Raw genomic sequence first — 26999 nt, forward strand, 5'->3', positions numbered from 1 at the left:
GCGCGGCTGGGGCCGCATCCGTACTCTGATGAACGGTGTTCAGGTGAACACCGTTCAGGAAGGAATCCCGATGACCGCTTCACCCCGCGACACCAGTGCGACCCTCGGCCGCGTGGCCGTGTTCGCCGCCCTCATCATCGTGCTCGGGACCGTCGTCGTCCCCCTCCCCAGCGGCGTCCCGATCACGGGGCAGACCCTCGGCGTGATGCTCGCGGGTCTCATCCTCGGCCCGCGCATCGCGCCGTTGTCCATCGCGCTGGTGCTCGCCCTCGCCGCCGTCGGTCTCCCCGTGCTGGCGGGTGGACGCGGCGGGCTCGGCGTCTTCGTCGGACCGACCGTGGGGTACATGATCGGCTGGATCGCCGCCGTCGTCGTGATCGGTCTCATCATGCGCACCGGGCGCTTCACCTGGTGGCGTTCGGCGCTTGCGGCGCTGGTCGGCGGCGTGCTCGTAGTGTACGCGTTCGGCATCCCCGTCCAGGCGCTCGTGACGGGCGTCCCGCTCGACCTCACGGCGCTGTCGAGCCTCGCCTTCCTCCCCGGCGACCTGATCAAGGTGACGGCGGCGACGCTCGTCGTCGTGGCCCTGCGCCGCGCCTACCCGCGTGCTTTCGCCGACCGTCGCCCGGTCGCCGCCGCCACTCCGGGACCCGCCGCGGCCTGACCCTCCGACGGCCGGTTCCGACCGTCCGCTCCGTTCCGCCACGCCGGGTCGGGAACAAGTCGCCCGTGACTCGGCGTTGGGCTTGAGCGAGACTGGACGACGGAACCGGCCGACGGAGAGGTGCCAGGCATGACTGCTGCGGAGAAGACCGACGAGTACGACCTGATCGTCCTGGGCGGAGGGCCGGTGGGCGAGAACGTCGCCGACCGGGCCGTGCAGGGCGGACTCAGCGCGATCATCGTGGAGAGCGAGCTGGTCGGAGGTGAATGCTCCTACTGGGCGTGCATGCCCTCGAAGGCGCTGCTCCGCTCGGTGCAGGCGCTCCGGGCCGCGCAGCACGTGGCCGGTTCGTCGCAGGCGGTGACCGGGAAGCTCGACGTGCGGGCGGTGTTCGACCGCCGCGACTCGTTCACGAGCAACTGGTCCGACGACGGCCAGGTGAAGTGGCTCGACTCGGCCGGCATCGACCTGGCCCGGGGTCACGGCCGGATCACGGGCGAGCGCGAGGTGACCGTGACGGATGCCGACGGGGCCGAGCGCGTGCTCCGCGCTCGGCATGCGGTCGCGATCAGCACCGGCTCGGATGCCGTGATCCCCCCGATCGACGGGCTCCGTGAGGCCTCCCCGTGGACCAGCCGGGAGGCGACCAGCGCCGAAGAGCTGCCGGAGAGCCTGGCGGTGATCGGCGGAGGTGTCGTCGCGGTCGAGATGGCCACGGCCTACGCGGCGCTCGGCTCGAAGGTCACCGTGATCGCCCGCAGCGGTCTGCTCGGCGGGATGGAGCCGTTCGCGGGCGAGCGTGTGGCCGCGGGGCTGAAGGAGCTCGGGGTGGACGTGCGCACCGGCACGGAGACGACATCCGTGCGCCGCGGTGCCGACGGCGTGACGATCACCCTCGGGGACGGCGAGGAGATCACCGCGACGGAGGTGCTCGCCGCGACGGGACGGTCCGCCCGCAGCGGAGACATCGGACTCGACGTGGTCGGCCTGGAACCCGGCCGCTGGATCGAGACGGACGACACCCTGCGCGTCCCCGGCAACGACTGGCTGTACGCGGTCGGCGACGTGAACGGACGCGTGCTGCTCACGCACCAGGGGAAGTACCAGGCGCGTGCCGCCGGCGACGTGATCGTCGCGCGGGCGAAGGGCGCGGACGTGGACGACGCCCCGTGGGGCCGTCATGTCGCGACGGCCGACCAGGCCGCGGTGCCGCAGGTCACGTTCTCGATCCCCGAGGTCGCCTCGGTCGGACTCACCGAGGCCGCCGCGCGCGACGCCGGCCGGGAGATCCAGGTCGTCGACTACGACCTGGGCTGGGTCGCGGGAGCGAGTCTCTATGAAGACGGATTCGAGGGACAGGCGCGGCTCGTGATCGACACGGCGCGCGACGTCGTGATCGGCGCCACGTTCGTCGGTCCCGAGGTGGCCGAGCTCGTGCACGCCGCCACGGTGGCGATCGTGGGCGAGGTGCCCATCGCCCGGCTGTGGCACGCGGTGCCCTCGTATCCCACGATCAGCGAGATCTGGCTCCGGCTGCTGGAAGGGTACGGTCGCGACTCCGCGTGACCCCGCATCGGGGCAATCCGATCACGGGATCGTGCCGAACAGGATCCGGATTGTTTCTCATATTGACGGCCGGGACGCAACCCTCGCCCCTGATGTCACAGCCGTCTTATACGCTCGAACCCACATCCGAGGAGGCAGGACCATGAAGGCTGTACTCGCAGGAACCGTCATCGCCGAAGCCGACGAGAGCGAACTCGTCCGCATCGAGGGGAACTGGTACTTCCCACCCGCATCCGTCGCACCCGGCGCGCTCGTCGAGAGCCCCACCCCGTACACCTGTCCGTGGAAGGGAGCGGCCCAGTACTTCTCGGTGCAGACCGACGGCGAACTCCACACCGACTACGCGTGGTCGTACCCGCACCCCTATCCCTCCGCGTTCGACCGTGTGGGCAAGGACTTCTCCGGGTACGTGGCCTTCGACCCCCGCGTCGAGGTCGGCCCGTAGCCGTCTGAAGAGCCAAGACTCGCCCGCTCTCGCATCGATCGACCGACTGGAGACCAGCCCATGATCGAGTTCCGCAACGTCACGAAGCGGTTCCCCGACGGCACCCTCGCCGTCGACGACTTCAGCCTCGTGCTGCCCTCTCGCAAGACCACCGTGTTCGTCGGCTCCTCCGGCTGCGGCAAGACCACCCTGCTGCGCATGATCAACCGCATGGTCGAGCCCACCTCCGGCGAGGTCGAGATCGACGGCGAGAGCGTGCTCGGCGGCGACCCGGTGGCTCTCCGTCGGCGCATCGGCTACGTCATGCAGAACTCCGGCCTGATGCCGCACTTCACCGTCATCGACAACGTGGCCACCGTGCTGCGACTCACCGGGGTGAAGAAGGCTGCGGCCCACCAGCGCGCGCGGGAGCTGCTCGACACGGTGGGCCTCGACCAGGCCCTCGCGGAGCGCTATCCCAGCCAGCTCTCCGGCGGTCAGCAGCAGCGTGTCGGCGTCGCGCGCGGCCTCGCCGCCGACCCGAACATCCTGCTCATGGACGAGCCCTTCGGCGCCGTCGACCCCATCGTGCGGGCCGACCTGCAGCAGGAGACCATCCGTCTGCAGCACGAGCTCGACAAGACGGTCGTGTTCGTCACGCACGACATCGACGAGGCCTTCCTGCTCGGCGACCAGGTCGTCATCCTCGACAAGGGCGCGCGCATCGTGCAGGTGGGCAGCCCGAGCGAGATCATCGAGAACCCGGCCGACGACTTCGTGGCCGCGTTCATCGGCGCCGACCGCGGCCGCCGCGCCCTGCACCTCAAGCAGACCCCGCGCGGCACGGTGGTCGTCGACTCCGAGGGGCGCACGCAGGGCTCGGTCGTCGACGTGCCGGATGCCGTGACCGAGGCACTCCTCGACGAAGAGGGCGTCGCGGAGGGCGCTCCGTGAACTGGGTCGTCGACAACCTCGGACTCATCCTCGAGCTGACGGTCGTCCACCTGCAGCAGAGCGCGATCGCGATCGTGCTCGGCTTCGTGCTGTCGCTGCCGCTGGGGTGGCTCGCCTGGCGCTACCAGCTGGTGAAGGGCCCGGTCATCGTCCTGACGGGCCTGTTGTACACGATCCCGTCCCTGGCGCTGCTGATCCTGCTGCCCGCCGTTGCCGGCTATCCGGCCCGCAGCCCCGTGAACCTCGTGATCGGCCTGACGATCTACGCGATCGCGATCCTGGTCCGCGCCGTGTCCGACGGTCTGGATTCGGTCGACCCCGCGATCCGGCAGTCCGCGACCGCGATGGGCTACGGCGGGTTCCGTCGATTCTGGACGGTCGATTTCCCGCTCGCGGGCCCCGTGGTCCTCGCGGGACTCCGGGTGGCGGCCGTCAGCACGATCTCGCTCGCCACGGTCGGCATCCTGGTCGGCGTCACCAACCTCGGCTACCTGTTCGAGAACGGCCTGCAGCGCCGCATCCTCGCCGAGGTGTTCGCCGGAGTGATCGCGGTCGTGGTGATCGCTCTCATCATCGACCTGCTGCTCCTGCTGCTGGGGCGCGCGCTGATGCCGTGGACCCGGGCGACGAAGCTCCCGTCGGCAAGCCGGCGGGCCCTGAGCGTGGAGGCCACCGCATGAACGTCTTCACCGAGGCCCTCGCCTGGCTCTTCTCCCCCGACCGGTGGCAGGGCTCGTACTCGCTGCCCACCCTGTTCGGCCAGCACATGTACTACACCCTGGTCTCGGTGCTGATCGCCGCGGTCATCGCCGTCCCCATCGGCTGGCTCATCGGGCATACCGGCCGCGGACGCGAGGTCGCGGTCGCGGTCTCCGGTGCGGCGCGCGCGATCCCCTCGTTCGGACTGCTCGTGCTGCTCGTCCTGCTGCTGGGCGTCCTCCGTGTTCCCGAGGCCGCGATCATCACGTTCGTCCTGCTCGCGATCCCCTCGCTCCTCGCGGGCGCGTACACCGGGTTCGAGGCCATCGACCGGCGCGTGCTCGACTCGGCGCGCGCGATGGGGATGACCGAGTGGCAGGTGTTCTGGAAGGTCGAGGTCCCCCTCGGCCTGCCGCTCCTCGTCGGCGGCATCCGCTCCGCGCTCCTCCAGGTGATCGCCACCGTGACGATCGCCGCGTGGGTCAACCTCGGCGGACTCGGCCAGCCGATCATCCAGGGCATCCCGCTGCGCAAGTTCGACCAGGTGCTCGGCGGGGCCATCCTCGTCGCCGTCCTGGCGCTCGTCGTCGACCTGATCTTCGCGCTCCTCCAGCGCGCCGCGGTTCCCGCCGGTGTGCGCGCCGCGCCGCGGAAGCGTCGATCGCGTACCGCTCTCAAGGCGACGGCCGCGGCCACCGCCTGACACCGACCCACAGCATCCATCCCGTTGTCCCAGAGAAGAGGAAGTCCCATGTTCACAGCACGTAAGTCACGACTCGCCCTCGCCGGTGGTGCCGCGCTCGCCGCAGCGCTCGTCCTCGGCGGCTGCGCCAGCAGCAACCCGCTCGACACTCCGAGCGAAGGCTCGAGCTCCGGCGACGAGACGATCGTCATCGGCTCGCAGGCCTACTACTCGAACGAGATCATCGCCACGATCTACTCGCAGGCTCTCCAGGCCGCGGGCTTCAAGGTCGACGAGCAGTTCAACATCGGCCAGCGCGACGCGTACATGCCCGACGTGGAGTCCGGCGCGATCGACCTGTTCCCGGAGTACACGGGCAACCTGCTCGAGTACCTTGACGACAGCTCGACCGCCACCAGTCCGGACGACGTCTACGCCGCGCTGAAAGAGGCGCTGCCCAAGGGCCTGACCGCCCTCGACTACGCCGACGCCTCGGACCAGGACACCTACACGGTCCTGAAGAGCTTCGCCGAGGAGAACGACCTCACCTCGATCGCCGACCTCGCGAAGGTCAGCAGCAAGGTCACGATCGGTGCGGCGCCGGAGTTCGAGCAGCGCCCGTACGGCCCGGCCAAGGCCAAGGAGGTCTACGGAGTGGACCTCGCGTTCTCGGCCACCGGTCCGACCACGCTGGAGTCGCTGCTCGCCGGGGAGATCCAGGTCGCCGACATCTACTCGGCCGACCCGGCGTTCCAGACGGAGGACATCGTCGCGCTGGAAGACCCGAAGAACATCATCCTGGCGTCGAACGTCGTGCCGATCGTCTCGAGCGACGTGGCGGACGAGGTCGCCGACGTCATCAACGCGATCAGCGCCAAGCTGACCGCGGAGGAGCTCGTGGCTCTGAACGTGCAGAGCACGGTCGACCAGAAGTCGCCGGCCGACATCGCCAAGAAGTGGCTGGCGGACAACGACCTCGACTGAGTCGTCATCACGCAGAAGCGCCCGGACCCTCTCAGGGTCCGGGCGCTTCCGCGTTCTCGGGTCAGATCCTGGCGTCCTGCTTGGGGACCAGCACCTGCTTGATGATGATGAGGATGGATGCCGTCACGGGGACTGCGACCAGTGCTCCCAGGAGTCCGAGGAGCGTGCCGCCGGCGAGAGCGCCGATCACGACGAGGGACCCCGGCACCGACACGGCCCGGTTCATCACGCGCGGAGTGATCACGTACGCCTCGATCTGCATGTAGACGAGGTAGATCGCCGCGAAGATCAGCGCGGCGATCGGGTTGCTGAACAGCGCGAGGCAGGTGCCCAGGATCCAGAACAGCACCGAACCCACGAGCGGGATGAGGGTGACGCAGAACGCGATCGCGGCCATCAGCGGCGGGAACGGGAGCCCGAGGAAGAGGTAGAGGAGGAACGCGAGCGTCGCGTTGCAGAACGCGAGCACCACCATCCCCATCACGTAGCCGCCGACCGAGTCGGTGATCTGGTCGGTGATGTCCCCGGCGCGAGCGCGGTCGCGGGCCGGGGCGAGACGCAGCAGGCCCTGCTTCATCGACGGGAGCGACGCGAGGAAGTACAGCGTGAGCACGAGCACGACGATCGCACCCGAGATGCTGGTGGCGATCGATGCGCCGACGGCCAGTGCGCCTCCGCCGATGGTCGCGAGGTTGCCGAAGTCGGTCAGGAACGACTGCACCTCGGCGACGAGATCCTGGAACTGGTCGCCGAACTGCGCCTCGAGGGATGCGTAGATGTCGCTCTGCGTGAACTCCTTGATCATGCCGGGGACGGAGTTCACGAAGCTGACGATCTGGTCGATCACCACGGGGATGATCATCCACAGCACGAGCGCGAACACCACGATGAGTCCGAGGATCGTGATGATCACGGACACCACCCGGGAGATGCCGCGTCGTTCCAGGAACCGCACGGCGGGGTCGAGGCCGAGGGCGCCGAACAGGGCGAGGGCGATGTAGATGAGCACCGTCGACAGGTTCGACAGCGCGAGGCCGATCACGATCGCGCCGAGTCCGCCCAGCGTCACCAGGAAGCCGAAGACGAACGGCCGGTCGATGCGCGTCCAGAACGAGCGGCTCGGCGTCATCGGCTCGATCACGACGGTGTGCGGGGTGCCGGTGGCGGACGGCTCGAGCACCGAGGCGGCGGTGGCCGAGGCCGACCTGCGGCGGGCGGCCGCGGGCGGTGCGACGTCGGAGTCGCTCGGGGCCGTGGAGGCGTTGTCGTCGGCGCTGCGCGGTGCGGCGTCGTCGAGGGGCGCGGATGCCGGCGACTCTTCGTTGCTCATGTGCTCACGATAGCGGTGACCCGAGTCGAAACCGGGGCGTTCTGCGGCTCTAGAGTAGGGGCATGACCGCCGCCGAGGACCCGAAGGCCGAACTGCTCCGACTTCGCGCCACCATCGACAACATCGACGCCGCACTGATCTTCATGCTGGCCGAGCGCTTCCGCGCCACCCAGCAGGTCGGGCATCTCAAGGCCGAGCACCAGATGCCGGCCTCCGACCCGAATCGGGAGGAGCAGCAGGTCGCACGACTGCGCGCGCTGGCCGAGGAGGCTCATCTCGACCCGGAGTTCGCGGAGAAGTGGTTCAACTTCGTGGTGGCGGAGGTCATCCGCCACCACACCGAAGCGGCCGAGAGCCGCTGAGGAAGGTGCCGGACGGGCGACGGTGTGTGCAGCACTCGCCCGTCCGGAGCTCTGAGAGGTCGATTGACCAACTAAGTTCAATGAATAAACTTAGGGAGAGACTACGGATCGCACCACGATCTGTCAACAGCTCGCGACCGACGAGCTCCGGAACGGGAACACATGCTCACCACGGATGACGGCCTCGACACGCAGGCGTCGGTTCGGCGTGCGAACCTGCGCCGGGCGCTGCAGCTGGTCTTCCGCAGCCCGGGCACCCAGACGCGGGCGGGCATCGCGCGCGCGACGGGACTGACGGCGGCGACCGCCTCGTCCCTCGTGGCCGAGCTCATCGAGAGCCGGCTGATCGTCGAGGGAGAGCAGGCCGCGAGCACGGGCGGCAAGCGCGCGACGACCCTCAGCATCGATGCGAGCCACCATCTGATCCTGGTGCTGGTGATCCAGCCCCTCCACGCGCAGATCGCTCTGGTGGCGCTCGACGGCACCGAGGTCGACACCCGCCGCGTGGACTACACGGTGGAGACCCGCGACCGGACTCTCGACGCAGCGGTGACGGAGGTGGCCGCGGAGTTCGGGAAGAGACTCCTCGCCGCGGGCGTCCAGCTCCCCGGGACCACGGACGGCCGCGCGGTGCTGGAGAGCGTGCAGCTCAAGTGGCAGAACGTTCCTCTCGCCGAGCGCTTCGAACGGATCCTCGGCACGCCCGTGCTGCTCGTCAACGACGTCGACGCGGAGGCGATCGGCGAAGCGGGCAGGGAGGCGTCGCCGTCGGGATATCGACTCTTCATCCACCTCGGCGGCGGTGTCGGTGCGGCCGTCACGCTCGACGGCGAGCTCGCCCCGGGTCCGCGCGACCGTGCCGGCGAGATCGGCCACGTGCAGGTCGTGTTCGGCGATGCCGCGCGGCCGTGCCGGTGCGGACAGCGCGGATGCCTGGAGTCGGCGGCGGCTCTGGGACCGATGCTCGGAGACGAGTTCTCCGACGCCATGGACGCCTCCGAGATCCGTGCGCTCGTCGCCGGCGCCGCGGAGGAGCACCTCGATGAGGGGGCCCGTGCCCTCGCGCGGGCCATCAAGCTCATCAGTGCTCTCCTCGACCCGACCGAGGTCGTGATCGGCGGTCCGGCGACCGAGCTCGGACCTCGTTTCCTCGACAGGGTCCGCCGCGAGACCGAGTATCCCGCCCGCGGCACCGCGCAGGTGCCCGTGCGCTACGCCGATCCGCGGGTGTCGCTCTCGGCCGGCGCCGCCCAGGCCGCTCTCACCTCGGCGCTCGGCGTCCGGTGGAGTCCGGAGCAGCTGCGCGCAGCATCCACGCCCCGCCCCTGAGCCCGGAGTGCGTCGGCGGCTCAGGCCTGCAGACACGCATCCGCCCGACAGGGGTGCTGTCGGGCGGATGCGGAGAGCGAGAACGGCGGGTTACTTCACGCTGCCCGCGGTCAGGCCGCCGACGAGGCGCTTCTCGATCAGCATGAACAGGATGACCACCGGCAGGATCGCGACGATCGAGACGCCGAACACGTACTGCCAGCTCGTCTCGTACTGGCCGACGAACTTGGTCAGCGCCACCGACAGCGGCTGGTTCTTGTCGGTCGACAGGATCACGAGCGAGGCCGCGAACTCGTTCCAGCAGGCCACGAACGTGAACACGATCGCGGTGACGATGCCCGGCCAGACCAGCGGCAGGTTGATCTTGAACAGCACCGTGAAGCGTCCGGCGCCGTCGATCTGCGCGGCCTCGTCGACCTCCTTCGGGATTCCGGCGAAGAAGGAGTGCATGATCCACACCGCGAACGACAGGTTGAACGCGGCGTTGATGAAGATCATGGCCGCCCACGTGTCGCCGAGCCCGAGGGTCGTGAACTGGCGGAACAGGCCGGAGGTCAGCACCGCGGGCTGCAGCATCTGGGTGACGATCACCAGGAACAGGAAGACCATGCGCCCGGGGAACTTGAACCGGGCCGTGTAGTACGCGGCAGGCAGCGACACGAGCAGCACGAGCAGCGTCGCGAACACGGCGATGATGATCGTCGAGATGAGGTTGTACGGTAGCGGCGTCTCCGGGGTGGACCACATCGAGATGTAGTTCTCCCAGTGCCACTCGATCGGGAAGTAGGTCGGGTCCACGGAGCGGATCTGCGACTTGGTCTTGACCGAGCCGAAGAACATGATCAGGTACGGCAGCACGAAGATCGCCAGCACCAGGAACCCGGCGACGGTGCGCAGGATCACGCGGGGCAGCGTCACCTGGTCCTCGGTGTAGCGGCGCTTGCGGCCGGGGATCGGCGGGGTGCGCCGACCGCGGCCTCCGGCGGTGGTGACGAGGGCGGTCTCGGTCACGGTCATGATCAGACCTCCTTCATGGGCTTGACGATCTTCACGTAGGCCGCGACGATCACGATGACGATGAGGAAGGCGACCACCGACAGGGCGCTCGCGACGTCGACCTTCTTCTGCAGCTCGATGTACTTGAAGATCAGGGTCATGATCGTGTCGGCGCCGTAGCCGGGGATCGACCCGGTCATCACCTTCAGGATCGGCAGCGAGTTGAACACGTTGATGATGTTGATGAGGATCGCCACCGCCAGGGCGCTGCGCAGCTGCGGCAGGATGATCGACCAGTAGGTGCGGGTGGGGCCGGCGCCGTCCATCTTCGCGGCCTCGATCGCATCGGCCGGCACCGACTGCAGGCCGGCGAGGATCGTGTACGTCGTGAAGGGGAGCGAGACGAAGATCGCGATCACGATCGACCAGATGAAGGCCGTCGTCGGGTTCTTGGTCCAGCCGTAGCCGACCGCGTCATCGGAGAGCCCGATGTCGAACAGGAACTTGTTGAAGATGCCGAAGTACGGCTCGAGGCTGTAGTAGAACACCATCGTCGTCATGACGACCGACGCGGCCCACGGCACGATCACGGCCATGCGCACGAGCTGACGCCCGGGGAAAGCCTTGTTCAGGATCTGTGCGAGACCGAGCGAGATCACGACCGTCAGCGCGACGACCGAGACGACCCAGACGATCGTGCGGAAGAAGATCGGCCAGAACTCGGCGAAGGTGAAGACGGTGACGAAGTTGTCGAAGCCGACCGACCCCTTGTCGAGGCCCGACAGCGAGATGTCGCGTGTCGAGTTGAAGAACATCACCCCGGCGGGGAACAGCACCACGCCGATGATGAGGAGGAGGGCGGGCGCGATCCAGGGCAGCGCCTGGAGGAGATCCTTCCCACCCGGCCTGCCGCGCGAGGCATCCGGGGTCTTCCGGGTGCGGGGGCGGCCGGTCGCCGCCCCCGCGAGGTTCGAGGACTCTGTCTTCTGGCTCATTCGGGTACCCGAACCTCTCCGTTCAGCGGGCTCAGCCCGCGTCGACCTGCGCCTGGATCTCGGTCAGCACGTCCTGTGCCGGCTTCGACTGCAGCTGGCCGAACAGCGACTTGAAGGCGCCGTCGGCGGCGGACCACTTCGGGTTCGTCGACGGGTAGAACTGGGCGTCGGGCAGCACGTCGAGGAACGGCTTGAGAGCCTCCTCGCCGGAAAGCTGCTCGGCACCGGACTTGGTGACGGGCAGGAAGCCCTCGGCCTGCACCCACGGCACGTACACGTCGGCCGAGTAGTAGTAGTCGAAGAACTTCTTGATCGCGTCCTGCTTGTCGTCGTCGTTCTTGAACGCCATCAGCTGGTCCATGACGCCGAGCGTGAACGGCGAGCCGTCCTTGGTCGGGATCGGGACGATGGAGTAGTCCAGGTCGGGGTTGCCTTCCTTGATCTGGCCGACCGTCGGCGGCAGGCCGACCTGCATGCCGATCTTGCCCTGGATGAAGATGTCCATCAGCGGGGAGCGCTGCGTGGAACCCGGGTCGGCCTGAGTCGCACCGGCGTCGATCATCTTCTTGATCTGCTCGGCGCCCACGAGGTTCTCCGGGGTGTCGATCGTGATCTCGGATGCGTCGCCGAACGATCCGCCGCCGCCCCACAGCCACACGGCCGCCTCGGCCTGCGCCTCTTCCGAGCCGAGCGGCATGCCGTAGCCGGCGACGCCGCCGCCGAGCTTGGACACCTTGGTCGCGGCGTCCAGCAGCTCGTCCCAGTTGGTCGGCGCCTCGACGCCGGCCTGGTCGAGCAGCGCGTTGTTGACGAACAGCGCACGGGCCGACGCGATCAGCGGCAGGGCGTACGCGGTGCCGTCGACCTCGGCGTTCTTGAGGAACGAGTCCTGGAAGTCGGAGTACACGTCATCGGAGACGACGTCCTTCGTCGGGTACAGCAGCTCGTCGCCGACGAAGCCGGCGAACGGCCCGCCGTTGTAGATGTCCGGGGCCTCGTTCGCCTGGATCTTGGTGGAGACGACCTTCTCGAGGTTGTCCCAGGACTGCACCTCGAGCTTGACCTTGATGTCGGGGTTGGCCTTCTCGAACCCCTTGATCACCGTCTCCCAGTTCGCCTTGGTGCCGTCGGAGTAGCTGGGGACGAGGAGGTCGAGCGTGGTCGATCCCTCCGCGCCTCCGCCGTCGCCGGACGATCCGCCGAACCCGCACGAAGCGAGCGAGAGCGTGGCGACGGCCGCAATGGCGGCGGCGCCGAACCGCAGTGACTTCTTCATGTGTATTGCATTCCTCACTGTGATGTCCGCTCCGTGGCGGCGGGGCCGCTTCGGGAGTGGGAGTGGTGCACAGTCGCAAGCACATCACGCGACGGTGCGTGGTGATCGTTTCGCCGGATGGCAGCCGCGATCGTTCAAGCCGGGGGCTCGGATTCTCGGCGACGATCAGATCGACGTCGAGGCGGTAGAACTTGTCCGATTATTTGTCAGGGGAACAAACAAATCAAGCAGAACTTGGGGTTGCTGTTCTCTGGCGCCATACTATGATCGAATTCAGCCTCAAACAATCACAAGTATGCAACTTCTTGCTCGAAAGGCACTTCGATGACGCACACGCTGCCCGGCGCACACATGCGCGAGGAGCTCCACTCCCAGCCTCAGACCTGGGCCACGGCCGTCGAGCTGAAGGCCGAGCAGGCGCTTCTGCCCGCGAAGGGCGCACGCGTCGCGGTGGTCGGATGCGGCACTTCGTGGTTCATGGCGCAGTCGTACGCGGCACTGCGCGAAGCGTCCGGACAGGGCGAGACCGACGCGTTCGCCGCCTCCGAGGCCTTCATGGACCGCGGGTACGACGCCGTCGTCGCCCTCACCCGATCCGGCACGACCACCGAGGTGCTCGAGCTCGTCGAGCAGGTCAAGGGGCGCATCACGACGATCGGCGTCATCGGCGACCCGGACTCGCCCCTCGTCTCCCTCGTCGACGAGGCGGTGCTGCTGCCCTTCGCCGACGAGCAGTCGGTGGTGCAGACGCGCTTCGCGACCACGGCTCTCGCGCTGTTCCGCGCGTCCCTCGGCGAAGACCTCACCGGTGCGATCGCCGACGCCACCGCGGTGCTCGCCGAACCCGGCGACGACGAGCTGCGCGATGCGGAGCAGTACACGTTCCTCGGGCGCGGGTGGACGATCGGTCTCGCCCACGAGGCGGCGCTCAAGCTGCGCGAATCCTCGCAGTCGTGGACCGAGGCGTACCCGTCGATGGACTACCGCCACGGCCCGATCGCGATCGCGGCCCCCGGTCGCGTGACCTGGCAGTTCGGCCAGGCTCCCGAGGGGCTCGCCGGCCAGGTCGAGGCCACCGGCGCCCGCTTCGAACAGCGTGCGATCGACCCGCTCGCCGACCTCGTGCGCCTGCACCGCACCGCGCTCGACCGCGCCGTCGCGCGGGGTCTCGACCCGGACCAGCCGCGCAACCTCACGCGATCCGTCATCCTGGATGCATGACCCGACGCACGGCCGGAGCCGACCATGATCGACCCTGACGCGGCAGCGGCCGTTCCCGACGTCGAGCGCGACGCCGCGGGGGAGAAGCTCGCCGCCGTGCGCACCCTCGGGACCGGCGCCCCCGTGCTGGCGTTCGACGTCGGCGGCACCGACATCAAGTCGGCGCTGTTCGACGCCGACGGTGCAGCGCTCGGGCTCCGTCGCACGCCCACACCGGTCGTCGACGGTGACCGGACGCAGGCGCTCCTCGAGCGTCTCGAGGTGCTGGCGGCGGAGCTCCGTGCCGCGCACCCCGACGTGGTGCCGCAGGCCGTGGGGCTCGTCGTCCCGGGGATCGTGGATGCGGATGCCGGGCTCGGGGTCTTCGCGAGCAACCTCGGCTGGCACGACTCCCCGCTGCGCGACCTCGCCTCCGAGCGCCTCGGGCTGCCGGTGGCGTTCGACCACGACGTCCGCGCCGCGAGCTGGGCCGAGCGTCGACTCGGTGGCGCCCGCGACTACGCCGACTCCGTCGTGCTCGTGATCGGCACCGGCATCGCCGGGGCCCTGCTGGTCGGCGGCGTCCCGTACACCGCCGGTGGATACGCGGGCGAGATCGGGCACTCCCCGATCGCGGACGGGCCGATCTGCGCGTGCGGTGCGCGCGGCTGCCTGGAGGCGGTCGCCTCGGCCGGCGCGATCGCCCGTCGCTACCGCGAAGCGACCGGAGTCGCCCCGGACGGTGCGAAGGACGTGATCGCCCGCGCGGCCGCCGGCGACGAGATCGCCGCGGAGATCTGGAACTCGGCGCTCGACGCGCTCACGATGTCCCTGGCGCAGCTCACCGCCGTCGTGGCGCCGGAAGCCGTGGTCATCGGCGGGGGCCTCTCGCGCGCGGGCGGTGCCCTGTTCGACGAGCTGCGCACGCGTCTCGCCGCGCGGCTCAGCTTCCACCGGATCCCGGCGCTCGTCCCGGCGGAGCTCTCGGGGAACGCCGGCCTGCTCGGCGCAGCACTGCGCGCGCGGGAGCTCACGTGATCCTCACCGTCACCCCGAACCCCGCTCTCGACCTCACCTGGCACGTCGACCGGCTGACCGAGGGCGGCACGCACCGGGCGGATGCCGGAGTGGCGAGGGCCGGCGGCAAGGGCCTCAACGTCGCGCGCGTGGCGCACGCCGAGGGCGCGGAGGTGCTCGCCGTCACCACCGCGGGCGGCCGCGTCGGCGAGGAGTTCTCCGCGGAGCTGCGGGCCAGCAGCGTGCCGCACGTCCTGGTGCCGGTCGCGGCGGACACCCGTCGCAGCATCGCCGTGGTCGACGAGACCCTCGGCGACACCACGATCATCAACGAGCGGGGCGTGAACCCCACGGACGAGGAGTGGGCGGCGGTGCTCGCCGAGGTGGTCGAGCGGCTGCCCTCCGCGAGCGTGCTCGTGGTCTCCGGCAGTGTGCCTCCCGGGGCGCCGGAGCCGCTGATCCCCATGCTCATCGCGGTGGGGAGGGACGCCGGGGTCCCGGTCATCGTCGACACCTCCGGTCCCGCCCTGCTGCGTGCGGCGGAGGCCGGTGCCACCGTGCTCAAACCCAACGCCGCCGAGCTGGTCGAGGCCACCGGCATCACGGACCCCGTCGAGGGCGCACGCTCTCTGATCGCTCGCGGCACCGAGCTCGTGCTGCTCTCGCTCGGCGCCGACGGCATGCTCGCGGTCACGGCATCCGATCTCGTGCACGCCCGTCTCGACGAACCCCTCGCCGGGAACCCCACGGGTGCCGGCGACGCGGGCGTCGCGGCCTGCGCCGTGCTCTACGCCGACGGGGTGCGCGACCCCGAGCCGATCCTCCGCCGTGCCACGGCCTGGTCCGCCGCCGCGGTGCTCACCCCGCTCGCCGGCGACATCTCTCCGCGCTGGACCGAGCTCGAACAGCAGCTGCGCGTCTCGCGACCCGACCCCGCTTCGTTCCGGAAGGACCCTTCGTGACCCTCGTCTCCGCCCGCGACCTCATCTCCGCGGCCGCCACCGCCCGCACCGGCATCGGCGCCTTCAACGTGATCCACCTCGAGACCGCCGAGGGTCTGGTGCGGGCCGCCGCCCTCGCGCAGCTGCCGGTCATCCTGCAGATCTCGCAGAACTGCGCCGACTACCACGGCGGGCTGGAGCCGATCGCGCTCGCCACGCTCGCGGTGGCGCGGCGGGCCCAGACGCCCGTTGCCGTGCACCTCGATCACGCCGAGCGTCCCGAGCTCGTCGACGAGGCCATCGCCCTGGGCTTCGGCTCGGTGATGTTCGACGGCGGCGCGCTGCCCTATGACGACAACGTGGCCCTCACCGCAGCGGTCGCGGCCCGTGCGCATGAGGCCGGCGTCTCCGTCGAGGGCGAGCTCGGCGAGGTGGGCGGCAAGGACGGAGCGCACGCGCCCGGCGTCCGCACCGACCCCGACGAGGCGCGGGCTTTCGTGGCCGCGACCGGCGTCGACGCACTCGCGGTCGCCGTCGGGTCCTCGCATGCGATGACCGACCGCACGGCGTCGCTCGACCTCGACCTGATCGCCCGGCTGCACGCGGCGCTGCCCGTCCCGCTGGTCCTGCACGGCTCCTCGGGCGTCGCGGATGCGGTGATCGCCGACGCCGTGCGCGCGGGGATGACGAAGATCAACGTGTCCACGCACCTGAACGGCTTCTTCACACGTGCCGTCCGCGAGAAGCTCGACGCCGATGAGCGCCTGGTGGACTCCCGCAAGTATCTGGCTCCCGCCCGCGACGCCTTGGCGGACGAAGCCGCCCGCATGCTCCGGCTGTTCGCCCTGCAGCCCGCCGGATCGGCCGCCTGATGAAGCGGGCCGCGCGTCTGAACGCGATCCTCGACCTCCTGGCCGCGAACGGCGAGGTCACCGTCGACGAGCTCGTGGAGCAGTTCGGCGCCTCGTCGGCCACGACCCGCCGCGACCTCGACACCCTCGCCGAGCAGCGGCTGCTCACCCGCACCCATGGCGGTGCGGTGGCGCAGACCGTCGCCTACGAGCTGCCCATCCGCTACAAGAGCCACCTGCGCACGCACGAGAAGGCCAGCATCGCGCAGGTCGCCGCCGGGCTCGTCGCACCCGGCATGGTGGTCGGGCTCTCCGGCGGCACCACCACGACGGCCATCGCCGCTGCCCTCGCGGCCCGCGACGACCTCGCGGGGAGCGGCGGCATCACCGTGGTCACGAACGCCGTGAACATCGCCGCCCAGCTCGCCACGCGGCCGGACATCAAGGTGGTCGTCACCGGCGGGGTGATCCACTCGCGCACCTACGAGCTCGTCGGACCGTTCGTGGAGCAGCTGCTGCGCGGGGTGCGGCTCGACATCGCGTTCATCGGCGTGAACGGGATGGATGCGGTGGCCGGCGCCACCACGCAGGACGAGCGCGAGGCCGCCGTGAACCGGATGATGGCCGAGCGGGCCCGCCGGGCGGTCGTGGTCACCGACGGCAGCAAGCTCGGCGTCGAGGCGTTCTCGACCGTCGGCGGCGTCGAGCTGTTCCCGACGCTCATCACGGACGGCGGGGCGGACCCCGAGGTGCTCTCGGCCCTCCGCGCCGCCGGCTACGCGGTCCTCGTCGCCTGACCGCGGCCGCTGGCGGATCGCGGTCCGGCACGAGCCGAACCGCGTTCCGGGTATCTTCGAGCAATGCGTGCGATTCCCTCCTCCCTCGATCCGCTGGTGGTCTCCGAGATCGACCGGCGGCTCGATGGCGTCGCCGCGGAACACGGTGTGCGCATCCCCTGGGCGATCGAGAGCGGCAGCCGTGCCTGGGGTTTTCCGTCGCCGGACAGCGACTACGACTGCCGATTCATCTTCGTGCGCGGGCGTCAGGACTACCTCTCGCTCTGGCCCGCCCGCGACGTGATCGAGACGCCCCTCGACAAGACGTTCGACGTGAACGGCTGGGACCTGGCGAAGGCCGTGAAGCTGCTGGTGAGAGGGAACGCCACGGTGATCGAATGGCTCCGTTCGCCCATCGTCTACGCCGGTGAGAGCGCTTTTCGAGAGGGCCTGCTGACGCTCGCGACCGACGTCGTCGAACGCGGGTCGATCGCACGTCACTATCTGCACGTCGCGCGCCAGCAGCAGACCGCGACCACGACGCTCAAGCGCTTCTTCTACACGCTGCGGCCGGCTGCCGCGTTGCGGTGGCTCGCGGATCACCCGGAGGAGTCGGTTCCGCCCATGGACCTTCCCACGCTGCTGGCGGAGAGCTCGGTTCCGCAGGAGGTGACGGATGCCGCGACGGAGCTCATCGCGGCGAAGGCGGTGACCCGGGAGCTCGGCTCCGGCACCCCACCTGCGATCCTCACGAGGTTCGTGGTGGACGAGCTCGACCGCGCCGAGCACTTCGAGACCGTGGCGCCTCAGCGCGATCCTGCGGTCGTCCGTGACATCGCCGATCGCTACTTCCGCGCCCAGCTCGGCTGAGATCTCCGAGCCCGGACACCCCGAGGGCCCCGACGTCCCCAGAACGTCGAGGCCCTCTGAGGGTGCCGCGGCTGCACGCCGCGCCGCCCCCGAGCAGATGGTGTCCGTGTCGTACTCACGCTCCCCAGCGCGCGCGATATCCCCAGATCCGACTGCGCCTCCCTCGCGCCTCTCCCTTCGAGGCCCTTCGCATGGCACCTTCCGAAGAACAGGAGCACGGAGTGCGCGTTCTGATACAACGAATGGAGAAAAAAGTTCAGAACCCCTCCCCGTGGCATTGGAACGGGGCGCTCAGACCGGTCTCGACAGCGGCCTCGGCGAGGGCGACCGCCGGGGACGCGCCCGCGGAAAGGCCCGTGTGCACGGCGCTCAGCAGCTCACCGGCCACATCGTCGGGGACCGCGACGGGGGCGGCGATCACGCAGTCCGCGCCGGCGTGCAGCCAGACCCGGGTCATCCCGAGCGCTTCCTCGCCCCAGCGCACGGAGGAGCGGCCGAGCTCGCAGGCCGACAGGATCACGGTCGCCGGGACTCGCGGGATGAGGTCGACGTCGTAGCCGAAGAGGATGCCGTCGGCGAGCTCGAATCCGGAGAACAGGGGATTGTCCACGGCATGTCGGCCGTGCGCGGCGATGTGCAGCACATCGGTGTCGGCGGCGAGTTCGGTGACCGCCGAGACCGTCGCATCCGTGGCGTCCAGGATGCGCGGCGACCGACCCGCGCCGCGCCAGGCGGTGGCCGCCCGCTCGACCTCCTCGCCCGCCCTGGCGACGCGGGGGCCGGCCGCGAAGCCGATCCTCGTCGGCCCGGTGGCCGCTGCGTGGGCGGTGGCGCGCGACGGGTCGCCGAGCAGGCGCGACACCGACGTCGCGAGGGTGAACGGCAAGCCGGTCATCCCCGGGAGCATCGCCCAGGGCACCCCCGCGAGGGCGCCGGGCACCGTGATCGCCAGGCGGGACGCGTCCGGCGCCGCCCGCAGCAGCGGCGCGAGGAGCTCGGTGTCGAGCAGCGCCAGCCGTGATGCCAGCGCCCGTTCCGTCACCGCGCCCATCAGGCCGCCGCGCGTCATCGCGGCCATGTCGAGGTCTGCGCGGAGGCCGTCCAGCGCCGCCTGCGCCCGCGCCCACGACAGGTCGACCACCGTCGCTCCCGACGAGGTGACCACGATGCCGTGCAGGGCGGATCCGGTGAACACGTAGGAGAGCACGGCGGTGCCCGGCTCCAGCAGGTCCGTGGCCTGGGCGAGTCCCAGCCGCTCGCGGGTGCCGCCCGAACCGGTGGTCGCCCACTGCCGCTCCCGCACCCGGTCGCGCAGTGCGCGCACCCGGGCGTCCGTGGTCCAGTCGGCGCCGGCGAGCTCGGCGCGCAGCATCCGCAGCTCGGCCAGGTCCGCCGCCAGCGACTCGTCGTGCGGGGGACGCACCGGGGCGACCTGCTGGCTGAGGTGGCGTGCCCGTTCCGACCACTCGAACAGCGTCGCGGGGTCGCGCAGCCGTGCGGCGGCGGAGAGACCGGCGAACATCAGCTCGGACCCGTGCATCGCGACGGAGGCCTGCAGGTCGAGCGCCCCGAAGGACTGCTGCCAGGCCGTGAGCAGCTCGAGCCCGTCGGCGGCCGCGCGCAGGGCGTCGCGATCGCGCCCGGCAGCGGCTGCGCGGGCGGAGCGCACCTCGTGGGCGCGCAGACGGAGCGGAGTCGGCGCGGCGTCGTCGAGTCGCGGCAACCGTCCGCTGCCTTCGCGGCGGGCGCTGAGGCGCAGACCCGTCGCCTCGGTGTGGAAGCCGCCGCGGTCGAGGGCTCTCGCCGTGCGGGCGAACTCCGCGGTGTCGATGGGGCGCTGCGGTCGCGCGCGCTGCTGCGCCTCCAGCCGCACGGCATCCGCTCGGGCCGCCCATCCGTCGTTCGCCAGCGCGGAGAAGCGACGAGCGGCGGTGCGGGCCGCGCGTTCGGCGGCGGCCGGGTCGTGGCGCAGGAGGGAGCGCGCCAGATGGAACTCCGCCTCGCCCCTCGCCTGTCGCATCCGCTGCGCGCCGAACTGCGTGGCCACCCGCCCGAGCAGAGCTTCCGCCTCGGTGGTGAGGCCCGCGTCGCGGAGCACCTCGGCGCGGTCCAGGTCGCTGATCGCGGCGGCGAGGTCGCTGATCGCCGCCAGCTGCGGACGGGAGCGGGTCATGAGGCTGAGGGCGGTGACGAGGTCTCCCTCCAGCAGCGCCGCGTAGCCGAGGTTGTGTCGGGCCTCCGCGAGCGGCTCGTCGTCGTCGTTCGCCTCGTAGACGGCGACCGCTCGCCGGAGGTCCTCCACGCAGGACTCGAGCTCGCGCTGCTGCATCCGCACGACGGAACGGTTCATCAGACAGTTCGCGAGCTCGGTGGTCTCGTCGCCGATCGCGGTGAGGGTGTCGATCGCGCGCGTGAGCTCGACCTCCGCCTCGGCCAGTCGGCCCCCGTGCATGAGCAGCGTGCCGAGCTGCCCGCTGAGCACCGTGACCGTCTCGGCCCTGAGCCCGGAGCGGCCGAGCGCCTCGCGACACAGCTGCTCGGCGGCCGCCGGCTCCCCCGTCTGCGCGAGGACGTACGCCACCGTGCCGTCGATGCGCGCACGCAGGTCGGGGTCGTCGGTGCGGGCGGATGCGGCGTCGAGAGCGCGCCGCGCCTGCGTGAACCGTCTCGCGTTCGCCGCTTCGACGCCGCGCCGGTGCAGCTCGGTCGCAGTCAGGGGCATCCCCCCAGAATGCCGTGCGCCGGGCCCGCGGGGAAGAGCGCGAGCGCTGTCCTGTCGCGCGGGCGCCCAGGACGGGCCGTCCGCATCGGTACGGACGGTCCGTCCCGGGGGTCAGACCGGGTCGATGGGCGTGGGCAGCGTCTTCAGGACCGCGGCGACGGCCTTCGCCGCGGCCGCCGGCTTCACCCCTGCGATCGGCACGGAACCGAGCTGCGCCGCGATGCGCCCCGCGACGTACGGTGCCGAGAACGACGTGCCGCTCCACACCGCGAACCCGCCGCGATAGTCGTCGGGGTCGATCGTCTCGCGGCGCATGCCGTCGACATCCGCCCGCGTCGATGCCTGCATGCCCCCGACGAACGCGGGTGAGGTGCTGACCACGGCCGCACCCGGCGCATAGGCCTGCACCCAGGGGCCGATGTTCGAGAAGAGGGCGACCGATCGGGCCGAGGGGTTCAGCGCCCCGACCGAGACGAGCGGTGCATCCCGGTCGGGGCGGATGCCGTTGTCCGATCCGGGCCACGGCCACAGCGATGCCGGGAACGACGGACGGTCGATCGCGTCGTTGCCGGCCGAGCACACGACCACGCACCCGAGCTCGCGCGCCTTCGCGAGCAGCTGGTGCAGCGTGAGGCTGAACAGGCCGTCGGTCGGGGTCTCGTGGTAGTAGCTGAGGGACAGGTTCAGCACGTCGATCGGGAAGCCGGTCTTCGGATCCTCGCGGTGCCGGGCCAGCAGAGTGACGACCTGCGCGATCGTCTCCAACAGCGTGCTCTCGTCGATCACACCGAGGGCGCCGGCCACCCGGATCGAGAGGATGTCGGCACCCGGAGCCGCCTGCCGGATGAGCCCGGCGATGAACGTGCCGTGCCCGGCGACCGCGTCGATCTCCCCGTCGAGCTGCCCGTACAGGTCGGGGTAGCGCTCCGGATCCGCGTCGTCGGTCAGTCCGACGGGCACGCCGTCGAGGTCGATCTTCCGCGTGACGATGTCGGCGGGCAGCCAGGAGTGCTCCCCGCATCCGGTGTCGAGCACCGCGACGACCGGTCGCCGCCCGCGCTTCGGAGCAGGTCCGCGCACGGGAGCAGGCCCCAGCCAGGTCACCGGCTGCCGGGCACCGCGCCCGGGCTCGAGGTAGTCGTCGCTGCCGCCCGCGCCCCCGCCGGCACCGCGCACCGGGTTGGTGCGGGTGAACGGGTTGGTGCGGGTGAAGGGGTTGGTGCGCGTGAACGGATTCAGCCCCACGGGGTCGATCGACAGCACGTGGTCGAGGCTCGTCCGCGGCATCGTCGAGCGGGACATGCGCCGCGCGCGCTGCAGCACGCGCCAGGCGTCCGGCGCGACGGGGGACTCGCCGCGGACCGGCTCATCGGGAGTGCGCAGTCGGGCGCGCAGGAAGCCGGGAACCCCCGGGACCAGCTCGCCGTCGGCCGCCGCCCGCGTCCCGTCCTCCACCTCGAGCTGCCAGCCGAAGGTGTCGGCTGCGTCGCGCAGCGTCCGCACCTCGCGGTCGTAGGCCTCCTCGTCGCCGAGGGCTCGGGTGATCAGCAGCCGTTCCGGCAGATACGCGGTCGGGAAGGCGCGGATGCCGTCCACCGGCTCCGTGCTCGGATCGAGCGCCGTGCCTCGCCGGATCGATCCCTCCGCGCGATCCTGCCAGCTCCATCCCTTGGGCTGATCCATGGGTCATCCTCTCCCTGCGGGTCGCCCCGCGGCCTCATCGACGGGCGGCGCCCGCGGTCACAGCTCGAACTGCGGGGTCGAGAGCGTGCGGGCCTCGTCCCCGATCACGGTCGTCAGGTGCACACGGGTGAGACCCGGCGGCACATCGTCGAACACGAAGCGGCCCGTCTCCTCGGGCGAGGTCGAGCGCGTGCGCTCGCCCTGGGTCAGCACGATCTCCGCGGCGGCGGCGTCAGCCCATCCGTCGACCCGGCGTCGGCCGGACGCGGTGCTCGTCACGTGCAGCAGGATGCTCGTGGATCCGTCGCTGAACTGCAGCGTGAGCGCATCGGCCTCGCCCCGCACCGCACCGAGCTGCCCCTCGACCAGGGTGAGCAGCGCGTACTCCCGGTTCAGCCCCTCGGCAGCGACTGCGGCGACCATGCGGTCGATCAGGCCGGCGGGCATGGGGTCGACCTCGCCCCACAGCGAGCGGAGTCGGGCGAACATCCGGGCATCTTCCTGCTCGGTCATGCGAAACCCCCTGCCTGTGCGGTCGGTGGTGCGTCCAGCAGGGCCCGCAGCTTGGCGAGGCACCGATTCCTGGTCGGGCCGATGCTCCCGATCGGCATCGCGAGGTCGGCCGCGATCCGCGCGTAGTCCGGGCGGTCCTCGAACGCGATCACGCGGAGCAGCTTCTGGCAGCGCTCGTTCAGACGGCGCACGGCCATCCACAGGCGCCGGTTCTCGTCGCCGAGTGTCGCGTGCTCCTCGGCGGAGGCCTGCTCGGGGAGCAGGGTGTCGAGGTCGTCCGCATCGGTGGTGTCGACCTTCCCGTGTGTCTTCGCGACCTTCCACGCCTCCCGGCGGGCGGTGGTCGTGAGCCAGGCGGACACGGCACGCGGGTCGCTGATCGATCCATGGCCGCGCACGAGCTGCAGCCAGGTGGTCTGCACGACGTCCTCGGCGAGCGTGCGCTCCAGCCCGTACGCCCGCACGACGTGCCAGAGCACGGGGGTCATCAGCCGTACCAGCTCGTCCATCGCGCGCGAGTCGCCCTCGCGCCATGCGTCGAAGAGGTCCGCCGCGCGCTCCCAGCGTGCGCGCCCGTCGTCCGAGGCAGGATCGAGAGCGGCGCCGGGTGCACCGTCGATCATGAAGCCCATTGTGATCACATCTACCAGGAGCGCGGCAAGAGCTTTCTGATACATGTCGCGGTGCAGGAGATCCGTCGTGGTCCCCGGTCGGGTGCCGTGGCGGATGTCGGTAGCGTTGAGGGGTGATCGTCCTCGCCGTCCTCCTCTTCCTCAACGCCGCCTTCAACGCCCTCGTCTGGCCGCGGTTCTACAAGCGTGTGGCCGACGATCCGCGTGCGCGCGACGAGCACGGCAAGGCCACCGCGTTCCTGAAGGTGCACGCGATCCTCATCGCCATCGCCCTGGTGCTCGCGCTGGTCTCGGCGCTCGCCGGCATCGCCGCGCTGACCGGCGCGCTCTAGCGCCGGACCGCTCCGGGACGCGGGTCAGGCCGACTCGAACTGCTTCGCGTGCGCGGCCCAGCCCGCCTCCACGGGCAGCGCCCGCAGCGCCCGGTTGCTCACGGCGAGCACCACGGCGACGAGGCAGAGCACGGCGCAGAACAGGATCGTCCACTCGCGGCCGACCCAGGCGAGACCGAACCCGGCGATGAGCGGGGCGAGCGGCATCGCACCCATGCCGAGCACTCCCGCGGCACTGTTGGCCCGGCCGAGCAGGTGGCTGGGCGTGGCGACCATGAAGTAGCCCATCATCCCCGCGTTGAGGGCGGGCACCAGGAGCACGGACGCTCCGAGGACGATCCCGATCGCCCACGGTGACGTCACCATCGACAGCACGATCACGCCGACCGACGCCACCGAGAGTCCGGCGATGGTCAGCACGCCGGCCTTGATCCGCGGGACCAGCAGCGGGGAGAACACGGCTCCGACCAGCATCACGGCCCCGATCGCGGCGCTCAGGGTGCCGATCAGCAGCGTGGAGTACCCGGCCTGCTGCAGGGCGTAGATCGCGGTCGTGATGGCGGCGTTGAAGCCGAGATTGATGACCGTGGTGATGAGCAGCACGCCGCCGAGGTCGGGCCGGGACAGCAGCCAGCGGAATCCCTCACGCAGCTCCGCCCAGGCATTCGGCTTCGTCGCCGGGGCCGTCGGGGCGCCGGAGCCCAGGTCATCCGCCCCGCCGACGGCGCGTCCGCCCTCGACACGCGGCGCCTCGTCCGGATCGTCTGCGTTCTCGTCCGCGGCTCCCGTGTCGACCAGCCCCGCGCGCCGGGCCTGGCGGCCCAGCATCCACGCGGTGAGGGCGGCGATCGCGTGGCACAGCGTCATCACCGCGCCGACCAGCCAGCCGCCGACACCCAGAAGGAGGCCGCCGAGCGGTCCGCCCGCGAGCTGGAGGGCGGCATCCCGCCCCTGGTTCGCGGCCTGCGCCCGCCCCATCGCATCGTCGGGGACGATCTCCTTGATCGCGCTCTCACCGGCGACGTCGAACAGTCCGCTGCGGGCGGCGAGGAGCACGTCGATCACGAGCAGAGAGCCGAACGTCATGGCGTCGCCGAGGGCGAGGAGGGTGAAGCCGCCCGCGAGCACGATGCCGATGAGCGACCCGAGGAGCATCAGCGCGATGCGTCGGTGGCGGTCGGCCAGGACTCCTCCGGCGAGAGTCATCAGGAGCCGCGCCACCATCCCGGCGCCGCCGATGATGCCGGCCTGTGCGGGATCGTTCGTCACGATCAGCGCGAGCAGCGGGATCGCAAAGCCGAACAGGGCGCCCGCGAGGCCCTTGCTCGTGTCGCTCACCAGCCACGTGAGGTAGCGGGGGTTGCGCCAGAGGCGGTGGGGCTCGGTCGCGGTGGTCATGCGTCGAGAGTAGATGCGCAAGAACAATTGCGCAAGTTCTATTGCGCAATTTCAGGTGCGGGTAGGATCGGCACATGACGGAGGACACCGCGAAAGGCACGAGCGAGGATCCCGTCTGGATGACCTCGGCCATGCTCAAGGCTTATTCGCACCCCCTGCGGCGACAGATGATCCGCCTGTTCTCGCGGCGGGATTTCCTCCGCGCGGCCGACATCGCCGCCGAACTCGGTGTGCCGGCCAACAGCGCGAGCTTCCATCTGCGCGCGCTCGCCGATGCCGGTCTCATCGAGGAAGCGCCCGAGAAGGCCCGCGACCGCCGCGACCGCGTCTGGACCGGGCACAAAGGGCCACTGAACGTGGGCGGCCCGGAGAGCCCGGTCGCCGACGAGGAGCTCGGCAGCGCCGTGATCGCCGCGCTGGTGGAAGACCACCAGGATCTGCTGCGTCGGGTGACCGCCTGGACCCCCGAGTACGTCGCGGGACGCACGACCGAGGTGCACGCCGCCTTCACCCAGCGCACGATCCGGCTGACCGAGTCCGAGTTCGACGATGCGATGGTGAAGTTCAACGACATCCTGACCGCCGCCGAAGAGGCGCACGACAGCGCCGACCCCGACGGCCGCTACTGGCAGGTCGACGTGATCGCCGCCGACGACACGATCTGACGGACTACTCCTCGCGCCGCGCCGGCGTGCCGCTCAGGATCAGGATGCGGCGCAGATGCATGGCGGTCAGCACGCCGGGGCCCATCGAGCGGCGGACGTCGATCGTGCGGTCGTCGACGGTCTCGAGGAGGAGGCGGATGGCGCGCGCGGCCTCGCCCCGGGCGCGATGCTCCGCACTCGACGAGGCGTCACCCTGCGCGATCACGTCGGCGACGGCATGACATGCGGCGGACAGCGGGTCCGGGAGGGCAGGGTCGAGCTCCAGGGCGCCCGTCCTCTCCCAGATGGTGTCCGCGATCTCGTCGGGGATGTCGCGGATGAGGTGGGCGATCCGGTCCAGGGCGGCGAGCTCGTCGTGGTTCTGCTGCATCCGAGGCCGGTGCCCCTTCGCGCGAGGATTGCCGCGCCGGCTCTCGTCCGCCTCCGCCAGGGCCGCCCGGAGCGAGGCCGCGGTGTCGGCGAGCGAGGCCGCATCGTCCGCCCACTGCTCGTGCTCGGGAGGCCACGACTCCGACACCGCCGATCCGATGTCGTGCAGGTGCTGGGCCAGCTGCGCGCGGAACGCCGCCACCCGCCCGGCCGCCGCCATGGTGAGCGGAGCGGGCGCGATCACCAGGTTCACGACGAGGCCCACGGCCACCCCGACCGCGGTCTGCGTCAGGTAGCCGAGCGAGTAGTCGTCGGCGTTCTGCCCGCCGATGATCAGCACGAACAGTGCCGCCATCGGCACGTACTCGCGCCCCACCCCGAACCAGCCGGTGCCGGACAGCAGCACTCCCACGCCGACGACGGCCGGGATCGTCCACCACGTGGGTCCGACCGTCAGCACCACGATCGTGGCGAGACCGATGCCGGTCGCGAGCCCGAGCAGCGTCTGCAGGCTCGACTTCGCCGATCCCATCAGCGTGGGATACATGCTCACGAGTGCACCCAGCGGCGCGTAGTAGGGGTAGTCGTCGGTGACGCCGGGCATGTGCGGGGCGATCATCCACGCCAGCCCGACGGCGAGGGTCGTCTTCGCGACGAGCAGGAGGCGCGCGGGGCGGACGGCGTCGTGGACGGCACGGGCGATGCCCGCGCGTCGTGCCCGGAGCGGGGTGCGGCTCTGCGTCACGGCATCCTCTCTGTCGGTGGCTCT

Annotated in this window: 27 protein-coding genes; 17 read left to right on the forward strand and 10 right to left on the reverse strand. The window is 70.7% G+C overall.

The genetic code is table 11. The annotated features are described in order from the left end of the window. Window positions 1-70 precede the first annotated feature (70 nt). The 7 genes from MME74_RS00680 to MME74_RS00710 all read left to right on the forward strand — a co-directional run bounded on the left by MME74_RS00680 (window position 71) and on the right by MME74_RS00710 (window position 5973). A complete protein-coding gene (locus MME74_RS00680; RefSeq protein WP_267416713.1) occupies window positions 71-664 on the forward strand; it encodes a biotin transporter BioY in 594 nt (197 codons plus the stop codon). 129 nt (window positions 665-793) lie between these two features. After that, entirely contained in the window at window positions 794-2230 is a 1437-nt protein-coding gene (locus tag MME74_RS00685; RefSeq protein ID WP_267416714.1) for a dihydrolipoyl dehydrogenase family protein, read from the forward strand. 142 nt (window positions 2231-2372) lie between these two features. Further along, a complete protein-coding gene (locus MME74_RS00690) occupies window positions 2373-2675 on the forward strand; it encodes a DUF427 domain-containing protein (protein ID WP_267416715.1) in 303 nt (100 codons plus the stop codon). Window positions 2676-2735: 60 nt separating this feature from the next. After that, window positions 2736-3608 carry an ABC transporter ATP-binding protein gene (locus MME74_RS00695; protein ID WP_267416716.1) on the forward strand — a complete coding sequence of 291 codons (873 nt, stop codon included), beginning with the start codon at window positions 2736-2738 and terminating at the stop codon, window positions 3606-3608. Next, the gene (locus MME74_RS00700; RefSeq protein WP_267416717.1) at window positions 3605-4288 is read left to right on the forward strand and encodes an ABC transporter permease; all 684 of its coding nucleotides are present in this window, start codon (window positions 3605-3607) and stop codon (window positions 4286-4288) included. Before MME74_RS00695 ends, MME74_RS00700 begins: the two co-directional genes overlap by 4 nt. After that, window positions 4285-5010 (forward strand): ABC transporter permease, encoded by a 726-nt coding sequence (locus MME74_RS00705; RefSeq protein ID WP_267416718.1) that lies wholly within the window; start codon window positions 4285-4287, stop codon window positions 5008-5010. The genes MME74_RS00700 and MME74_RS00705 overlap by 4 nt, the downstream gene beginning before the upstream one ends. A gap of 48 nt (window positions 5011-5058) precedes the next feature. After that, window positions 5059-5973, forward strand: coding sequence for an ABC transporter substrate-binding protein (locus tag MME74_RS00710; protein WP_267416720.1), 915 nt, complete (start codon window positions 5059-5061; stop codon window positions 5971-5973). Between the two features lie 61 nt (window positions 5974-6034). On the opposite strand, the gene MME74_RS00715 is transcribed toward MME74_RS00710, so the two are convergent. Beyond that, window positions 6035-7303 carry an AI-2E family transporter gene (locus tag MME74_RS00715; RefSeq protein WP_267416721.1) on the reverse strand — a complete coding sequence of 423 codons (1269 nt, stop codon included), beginning with the start codon at window positions 7301-7303 and terminating at the stop codon, window positions 6035-6037. A gap of 62 nt (window positions 7304-7365) precedes the next feature. Between MME74_RS00715 and MME74_RS00720 the strand changes: the two genes are divergently transcribed. Next, the gene (locus MME74_RS00720) at window positions 7366-7665 is read left to right on the forward strand and encodes a chorismate mutase (protein ID WP_124894490.1); all 300 of its coding nucleotides are present in this window, start codon (window positions 7366-7368) and stop codon (window positions 7663-7665) included. A gap of 162 nt (window positions 7666-7827) precedes the next feature. Then, entirely contained in the window at window positions 7828-8994 is a 1167-nt protein-coding gene (locus MME74_RS00725) for an ROK family protein (RefSeq protein ID WP_267416722.1), read from the forward strand. Window positions 8995-9084: 90 nt separating this feature from the next. Here MME74_RS00725 and MME74_RS00730 read toward each other — a convergent pair whose 3' ends face one another. The 3 genes from MME74_RS00730 to MME74_RS00740 are packed head-to-tail and all read right to left on the reverse strand — an operon-like array spanning window position 9085 to window position 12261. Then, a complete protein-coding gene (locus MME74_RS00730) occupies window positions 9085-10011 on the reverse strand; it encodes a carbohydrate ABC transporter permease (RefSeq protein WP_267416723.1) in 927 nt (308 codons plus the stop codon). A gap of 2 nt (window positions 10012-10013) precedes the next feature. Further along, window positions 10014-10985: a carbohydrate ABC transporter permease gene (locus tag MME74_RS00735; protein WP_267416724.1), complete on the reverse strand. Its 972-nt coding sequence runs from the start codon at window positions 10983-10985 to the stop codon at window positions 10014-10016. A gap of 31 nt (window positions 10986-11016) precedes the next feature. Further along, the gene (locus MME74_RS00740; protein ID WP_267416725.1) at window positions 11017-12261 is read right to left on the reverse strand and encodes an extracellular solute-binding protein; all 1245 of its coding nucleotides are present in this window, start codon (window positions 12259-12261) and stop codon (window positions 11017-11019) included. A 324-nt stretch (window positions 12262-12585) separates the two neighbouring features. Between MME74_RS00740 and MME74_RS00745 the strand changes: the two genes are divergently transcribed. The 6 genes from MME74_RS00745 (at window position 12586) to MME74_RS00770 (ending at window position 17916) form a co-directional block, all read left to right on the forward strand. Beyond that, window positions 12586-13482 (forward strand): SIS domain-containing protein, encoded by an 897-nt coding sequence (locus tag MME74_RS00745; protein WP_267416726.1) that lies wholly within the window; start codon window positions 12586-12588, stop codon window positions 13480-13482. 24 nt (window positions 13483-13506) lie between these two features. Then, a complete protein-coding gene (locus tag MME74_RS00750) occupies window positions 13507-14499 on the forward strand; it encodes an ROK family protein (RefSeq protein WP_267416727.1) in 993 nt (330 codons plus the stop codon). Further along, window positions 14496-15440 (forward strand): 1-phosphofructokinase family hexose kinase, encoded by a 945-nt coding sequence (locus MME74_RS00755; protein WP_267416728.1) that lies wholly within the window; start codon window positions 14496-14498, stop codon window positions 15438-15440. Before MME74_RS00750 ends, MME74_RS00755 begins: the two co-directional genes overlap by 4 nt. After that, on the forward strand, window positions 15437-16291 hold the full coding sequence (locus MME74_RS00760; protein WP_267416729.1) for a class II fructose-bisphosphate aldolase: 855 nt from the start codon (window positions 15437-15439) through the stop codon (window positions 16289-16291). Before MME74_RS00755 ends, MME74_RS00760 begins: the two co-directional genes overlap by 4 nt. Continuing rightward, on the forward strand, window positions 16291-17067 hold the full coding sequence (locus tag MME74_RS00765; protein ID WP_267416730.1) for a DeoR/GlpR family DNA-binding transcription regulator: 777 nt from the start codon (window positions 16291-16293) through the stop codon (window positions 17065-17067). Before MME74_RS00760 ends, MME74_RS00765 begins: the two co-directional genes overlap by 1 nt. Window positions 17068-17130: 63 nt before the next feature. Then, a complete protein-coding gene (locus MME74_RS00770; RefSeq protein WP_267416731.1) occupies window positions 17131-17916 on the forward strand; it encodes a nucleotidyltransferase domain-containing protein in 786 nt (261 codons plus the stop codon). A gap of 256 nt (window positions 17917-18172) precedes the next feature. On the opposite strand, the gene MME74_RS00775 is transcribed toward MME74_RS00770, so the two are convergent. The 4 genes from MME74_RS00775 to MME74_RS00790 all read right to left on the reverse strand — a co-directional run bounded on the left by MME74_RS00775 (window position 18173) and on the right by MME74_RS00790 (window position 23457). Then, window positions 18173-20638, reverse strand: a complete 2466-nt coding sequence (locus MME74_RS00775) for a CHAT domain-containing protein (protein WP_267416732.1) — start codon at window positions 20636-20638, stop codon at window positions 18173-18175. 111 nt (window positions 20639-20749) lie between these two features. Continuing rightward, on the reverse strand, window positions 20750-22321 hold the full coding sequence (locus tag MME74_RS00780; RefSeq protein ID WP_267416733.1) for a S8 family peptidase: 1572 nt from the start codon (window positions 22319-22321) through the stop codon (window positions 20750-20752). Window positions 22322-22378: 57 nt separating this feature from the next. Next, on the reverse strand, window positions 22379-22834 hold the full coding sequence (locus tag MME74_RS00785; protein WP_267416734.1) for a hypothetical protein: 456 nt from the start codon (window positions 22832-22834) through the stop codon (window positions 22379-22381). After that, window positions 22831-23457 (reverse strand): RNA polymerase sigma factor, encoded by a 627-nt coding sequence (locus MME74_RS00790; RefSeq protein ID WP_267416735.1) that lies wholly within the window; start codon window positions 23455-23457, stop codon window positions 22831-22833. Before MME74_RS00790 ends, MME74_RS00785 begins: the two co-directional genes overlap by 4 nt. A gap of 122 nt (window positions 23458-23579) precedes the next feature. Here MME74_RS00790 and MME74_RS00795 point away from each other — a divergent pair, with 122 nt between their 5' ends. Next, window positions 23580-23798, forward strand: coding sequence for an SCO4848 family membrane protein (locus MME74_RS00795; protein ID WP_267416736.1), 219 nt, complete (start codon window positions 23580-23582; stop codon window positions 23796-23798). Between the two features lie 24 nt (window positions 23799-23822). On the opposite strand, the gene MME74_RS00800 is transcribed toward MME74_RS00795, so the two are convergent. Continuing rightward, entirely contained in the window at window positions 23823-25196 is a 1374-nt protein-coding gene (locus MME74_RS00800) for an MFS transporter (RefSeq protein ID WP_267416737.1), read from the reverse strand. Between the two features lie 74 nt (window positions 25197-25270). Here MME74_RS00800 and MME74_RS00805 point away from each other — a divergent pair, with 74 nt between their 5' ends. Continuing rightward, window positions 25271-25861 carry a winged helix-turn-helix domain-containing protein gene (locus MME74_RS00805; protein ID WP_267416738.1) on the forward strand — a complete coding sequence of 197 codons (591 nt, stop codon included), beginning with the start codon at window positions 25271-25273 and terminating at the stop codon, window positions 25859-25861. Between the two features lie 4 nt (window positions 25862-25865). On the opposite strand, the gene MME74_RS00810 is transcribed toward MME74_RS00805, so the two are convergent. Then, entirely contained in the window at window positions 25866-26975 is a 1110-nt protein-coding gene (locus tag MME74_RS00810; RefSeq protein WP_267416739.1) for an FUSC family protein, read from the reverse strand. Between the last annotated feature and the right edge of the window lie 24 nt (window positions 26976-26999).

It is taken from the genome of Microbacterium oxydans, from assembly GCF_026559675.1.
Taxonomy (GTDB): Bacteria; Actinomycetota; Actinomycetes; order Actinomycetales; family Microbacteriaceae; genus Microbacterium; species Microbacterium oxydans_D.

Coding starts and splice junctions, on each gene's coding strand:
- MME74_RS00680 (WP_267416713.1), top strand. CDS start 71: ATGACCGCTTCACCCCGCGACACCAGTGCGACCCTCGGCCGCGTGGCC.
- MME74_RS00685 (WP_267416714.1), top strand. CDS start 794: ATGACTGCTGCGGAGAAGACCGACGAGTACGACCTGATCGTCCTGGGC.
- MME74_RS00690 (WP_267416715.1), top strand. CDS start 2,373: ATGAAGGCTGTACTCGCAGGAACCGTCATCGCCGAAGCCGACGAGAGC.
- MME74_RS00695 (WP_267416716.1), top strand. CDS start 2,736: ATGATCGAGTTCCGCAACGTCACGAAGCGGTTCCCCGACGGCACCCTC.
- MME74_RS00705 (WP_267416718.1), top strand. CDS start 4,285: ATGAACGTCTTCACCGAGGCCCTCGCCTGGCTCTTCTCCCCCGACCGG.
- MME74_RS00710 (WP_267416720.1), top strand. CDS start 5,059: ATGTTCACAGCACGTAAGTCACGACTCGCCCTCGCCGGTGGTGCCGCG.
- MME74_RS00715 (WP_267416721.1), bottom strand. CDS start 7,303: ATGAGCAACGAAGAGTCGCCGGCATCCGCGCCCCTCGACGACGCCGCA.
- MME74_RS00720 (WP_124894490.1), top strand. CDS start 7,366: ATGACCGCCGCCGAGGACCCGAAGGCCGAACTGCTCCGACTTCGCGCC.
- MME74_RS00725 (WP_267416722.1), top strand. CDS start 7,828: ATGCTCACCACGGATGACGGCCTCGACACGCAGGCGTCGGTTCGGCGT.
- MME74_RS00730 (WP_267416723.1), bottom strand. CDS start 10,011: ATGACCGTGACCGAGACCGCCCTCGTCACCACCGCCGGAGGCCGCGGT.
- MME74_RS00735 (WP_267416724.1), bottom strand. CDS start 10,985: ATGAGCCAGAAGACAGAGTCCTCGAACCTCGCGGGGGCGGCGACCGGC.
- MME74_RS00740 (WP_267416725.1), bottom strand. CDS start 12,261: ATGAAGAAGTCACTGCGGTTCGGCGCCGCCGCCATTGCGGCCGTCGCC.
- MME74_RS00745 (WP_267416726.1), top strand. CDS start 12,586: ATGACGCACACGCTGCCCGGCGCACACATGCGCGAGGAGCTCCACTCC.
- MME74_RS00750 (WP_267416727.1), top strand. CDS start 13,507: ATGATCGACCCTGACGCGGCAGCGGCCGTTCCCGACGTCGAGCGCGAC.
- MME74_RS00765 (WP_267416730.1), top strand. CDS start 16,291: ATGAAGCGGGCCGCGCGTCTGAACGCGATCCTCGACCTCCTGGCCGCG.
- MME74_RS00770 (WP_267416731.1), top strand. CDS start 17,131: ATGCGTGCGATTCCCTCCTCCCTCGATCCGCTGGTGGTCTCCGAGATC.
- MME74_RS00775 (WP_267416732.1), bottom strand. CDS start 20,638: ATGCCCCTGACTGCGACCGAGCTGCACCGGCGCGGCGTCGAAGCGGCG.
- MME74_RS00780 (WP_267416733.1), bottom strand. CDS start 22,321: ATGGATCAGCCCAAGGGATGGAGCTGGCAGGATCGCGCGGAGGGATCG.
- MME74_RS00785 (WP_267416734.1), bottom strand. CDS start 22,834: ATGACCGAGCAGGAAGATGCCCGGATGTTCGCCCGACTCCGCTCGCTG.
- MME74_RS00790 (WP_267416735.1), bottom strand. CDS start 23,457: ATGATCGACGGTGCACCCGGCGCCGCTCTCGATCCTGCCTCGGACGAC.
- MME74_RS00800 (WP_267416737.1), bottom strand. CDS start 25,196: ATGACCACCGCGACCGAGCCCCACCGCCTCTGGCGCAACCCCCGCTAC.
- MME74_RS00805 (WP_267416738.1), top strand. CDS start 25,271: ATGACGGAGGACACCGCGAAAGGCACGAGCGAGGATCCCGTCTGGATG.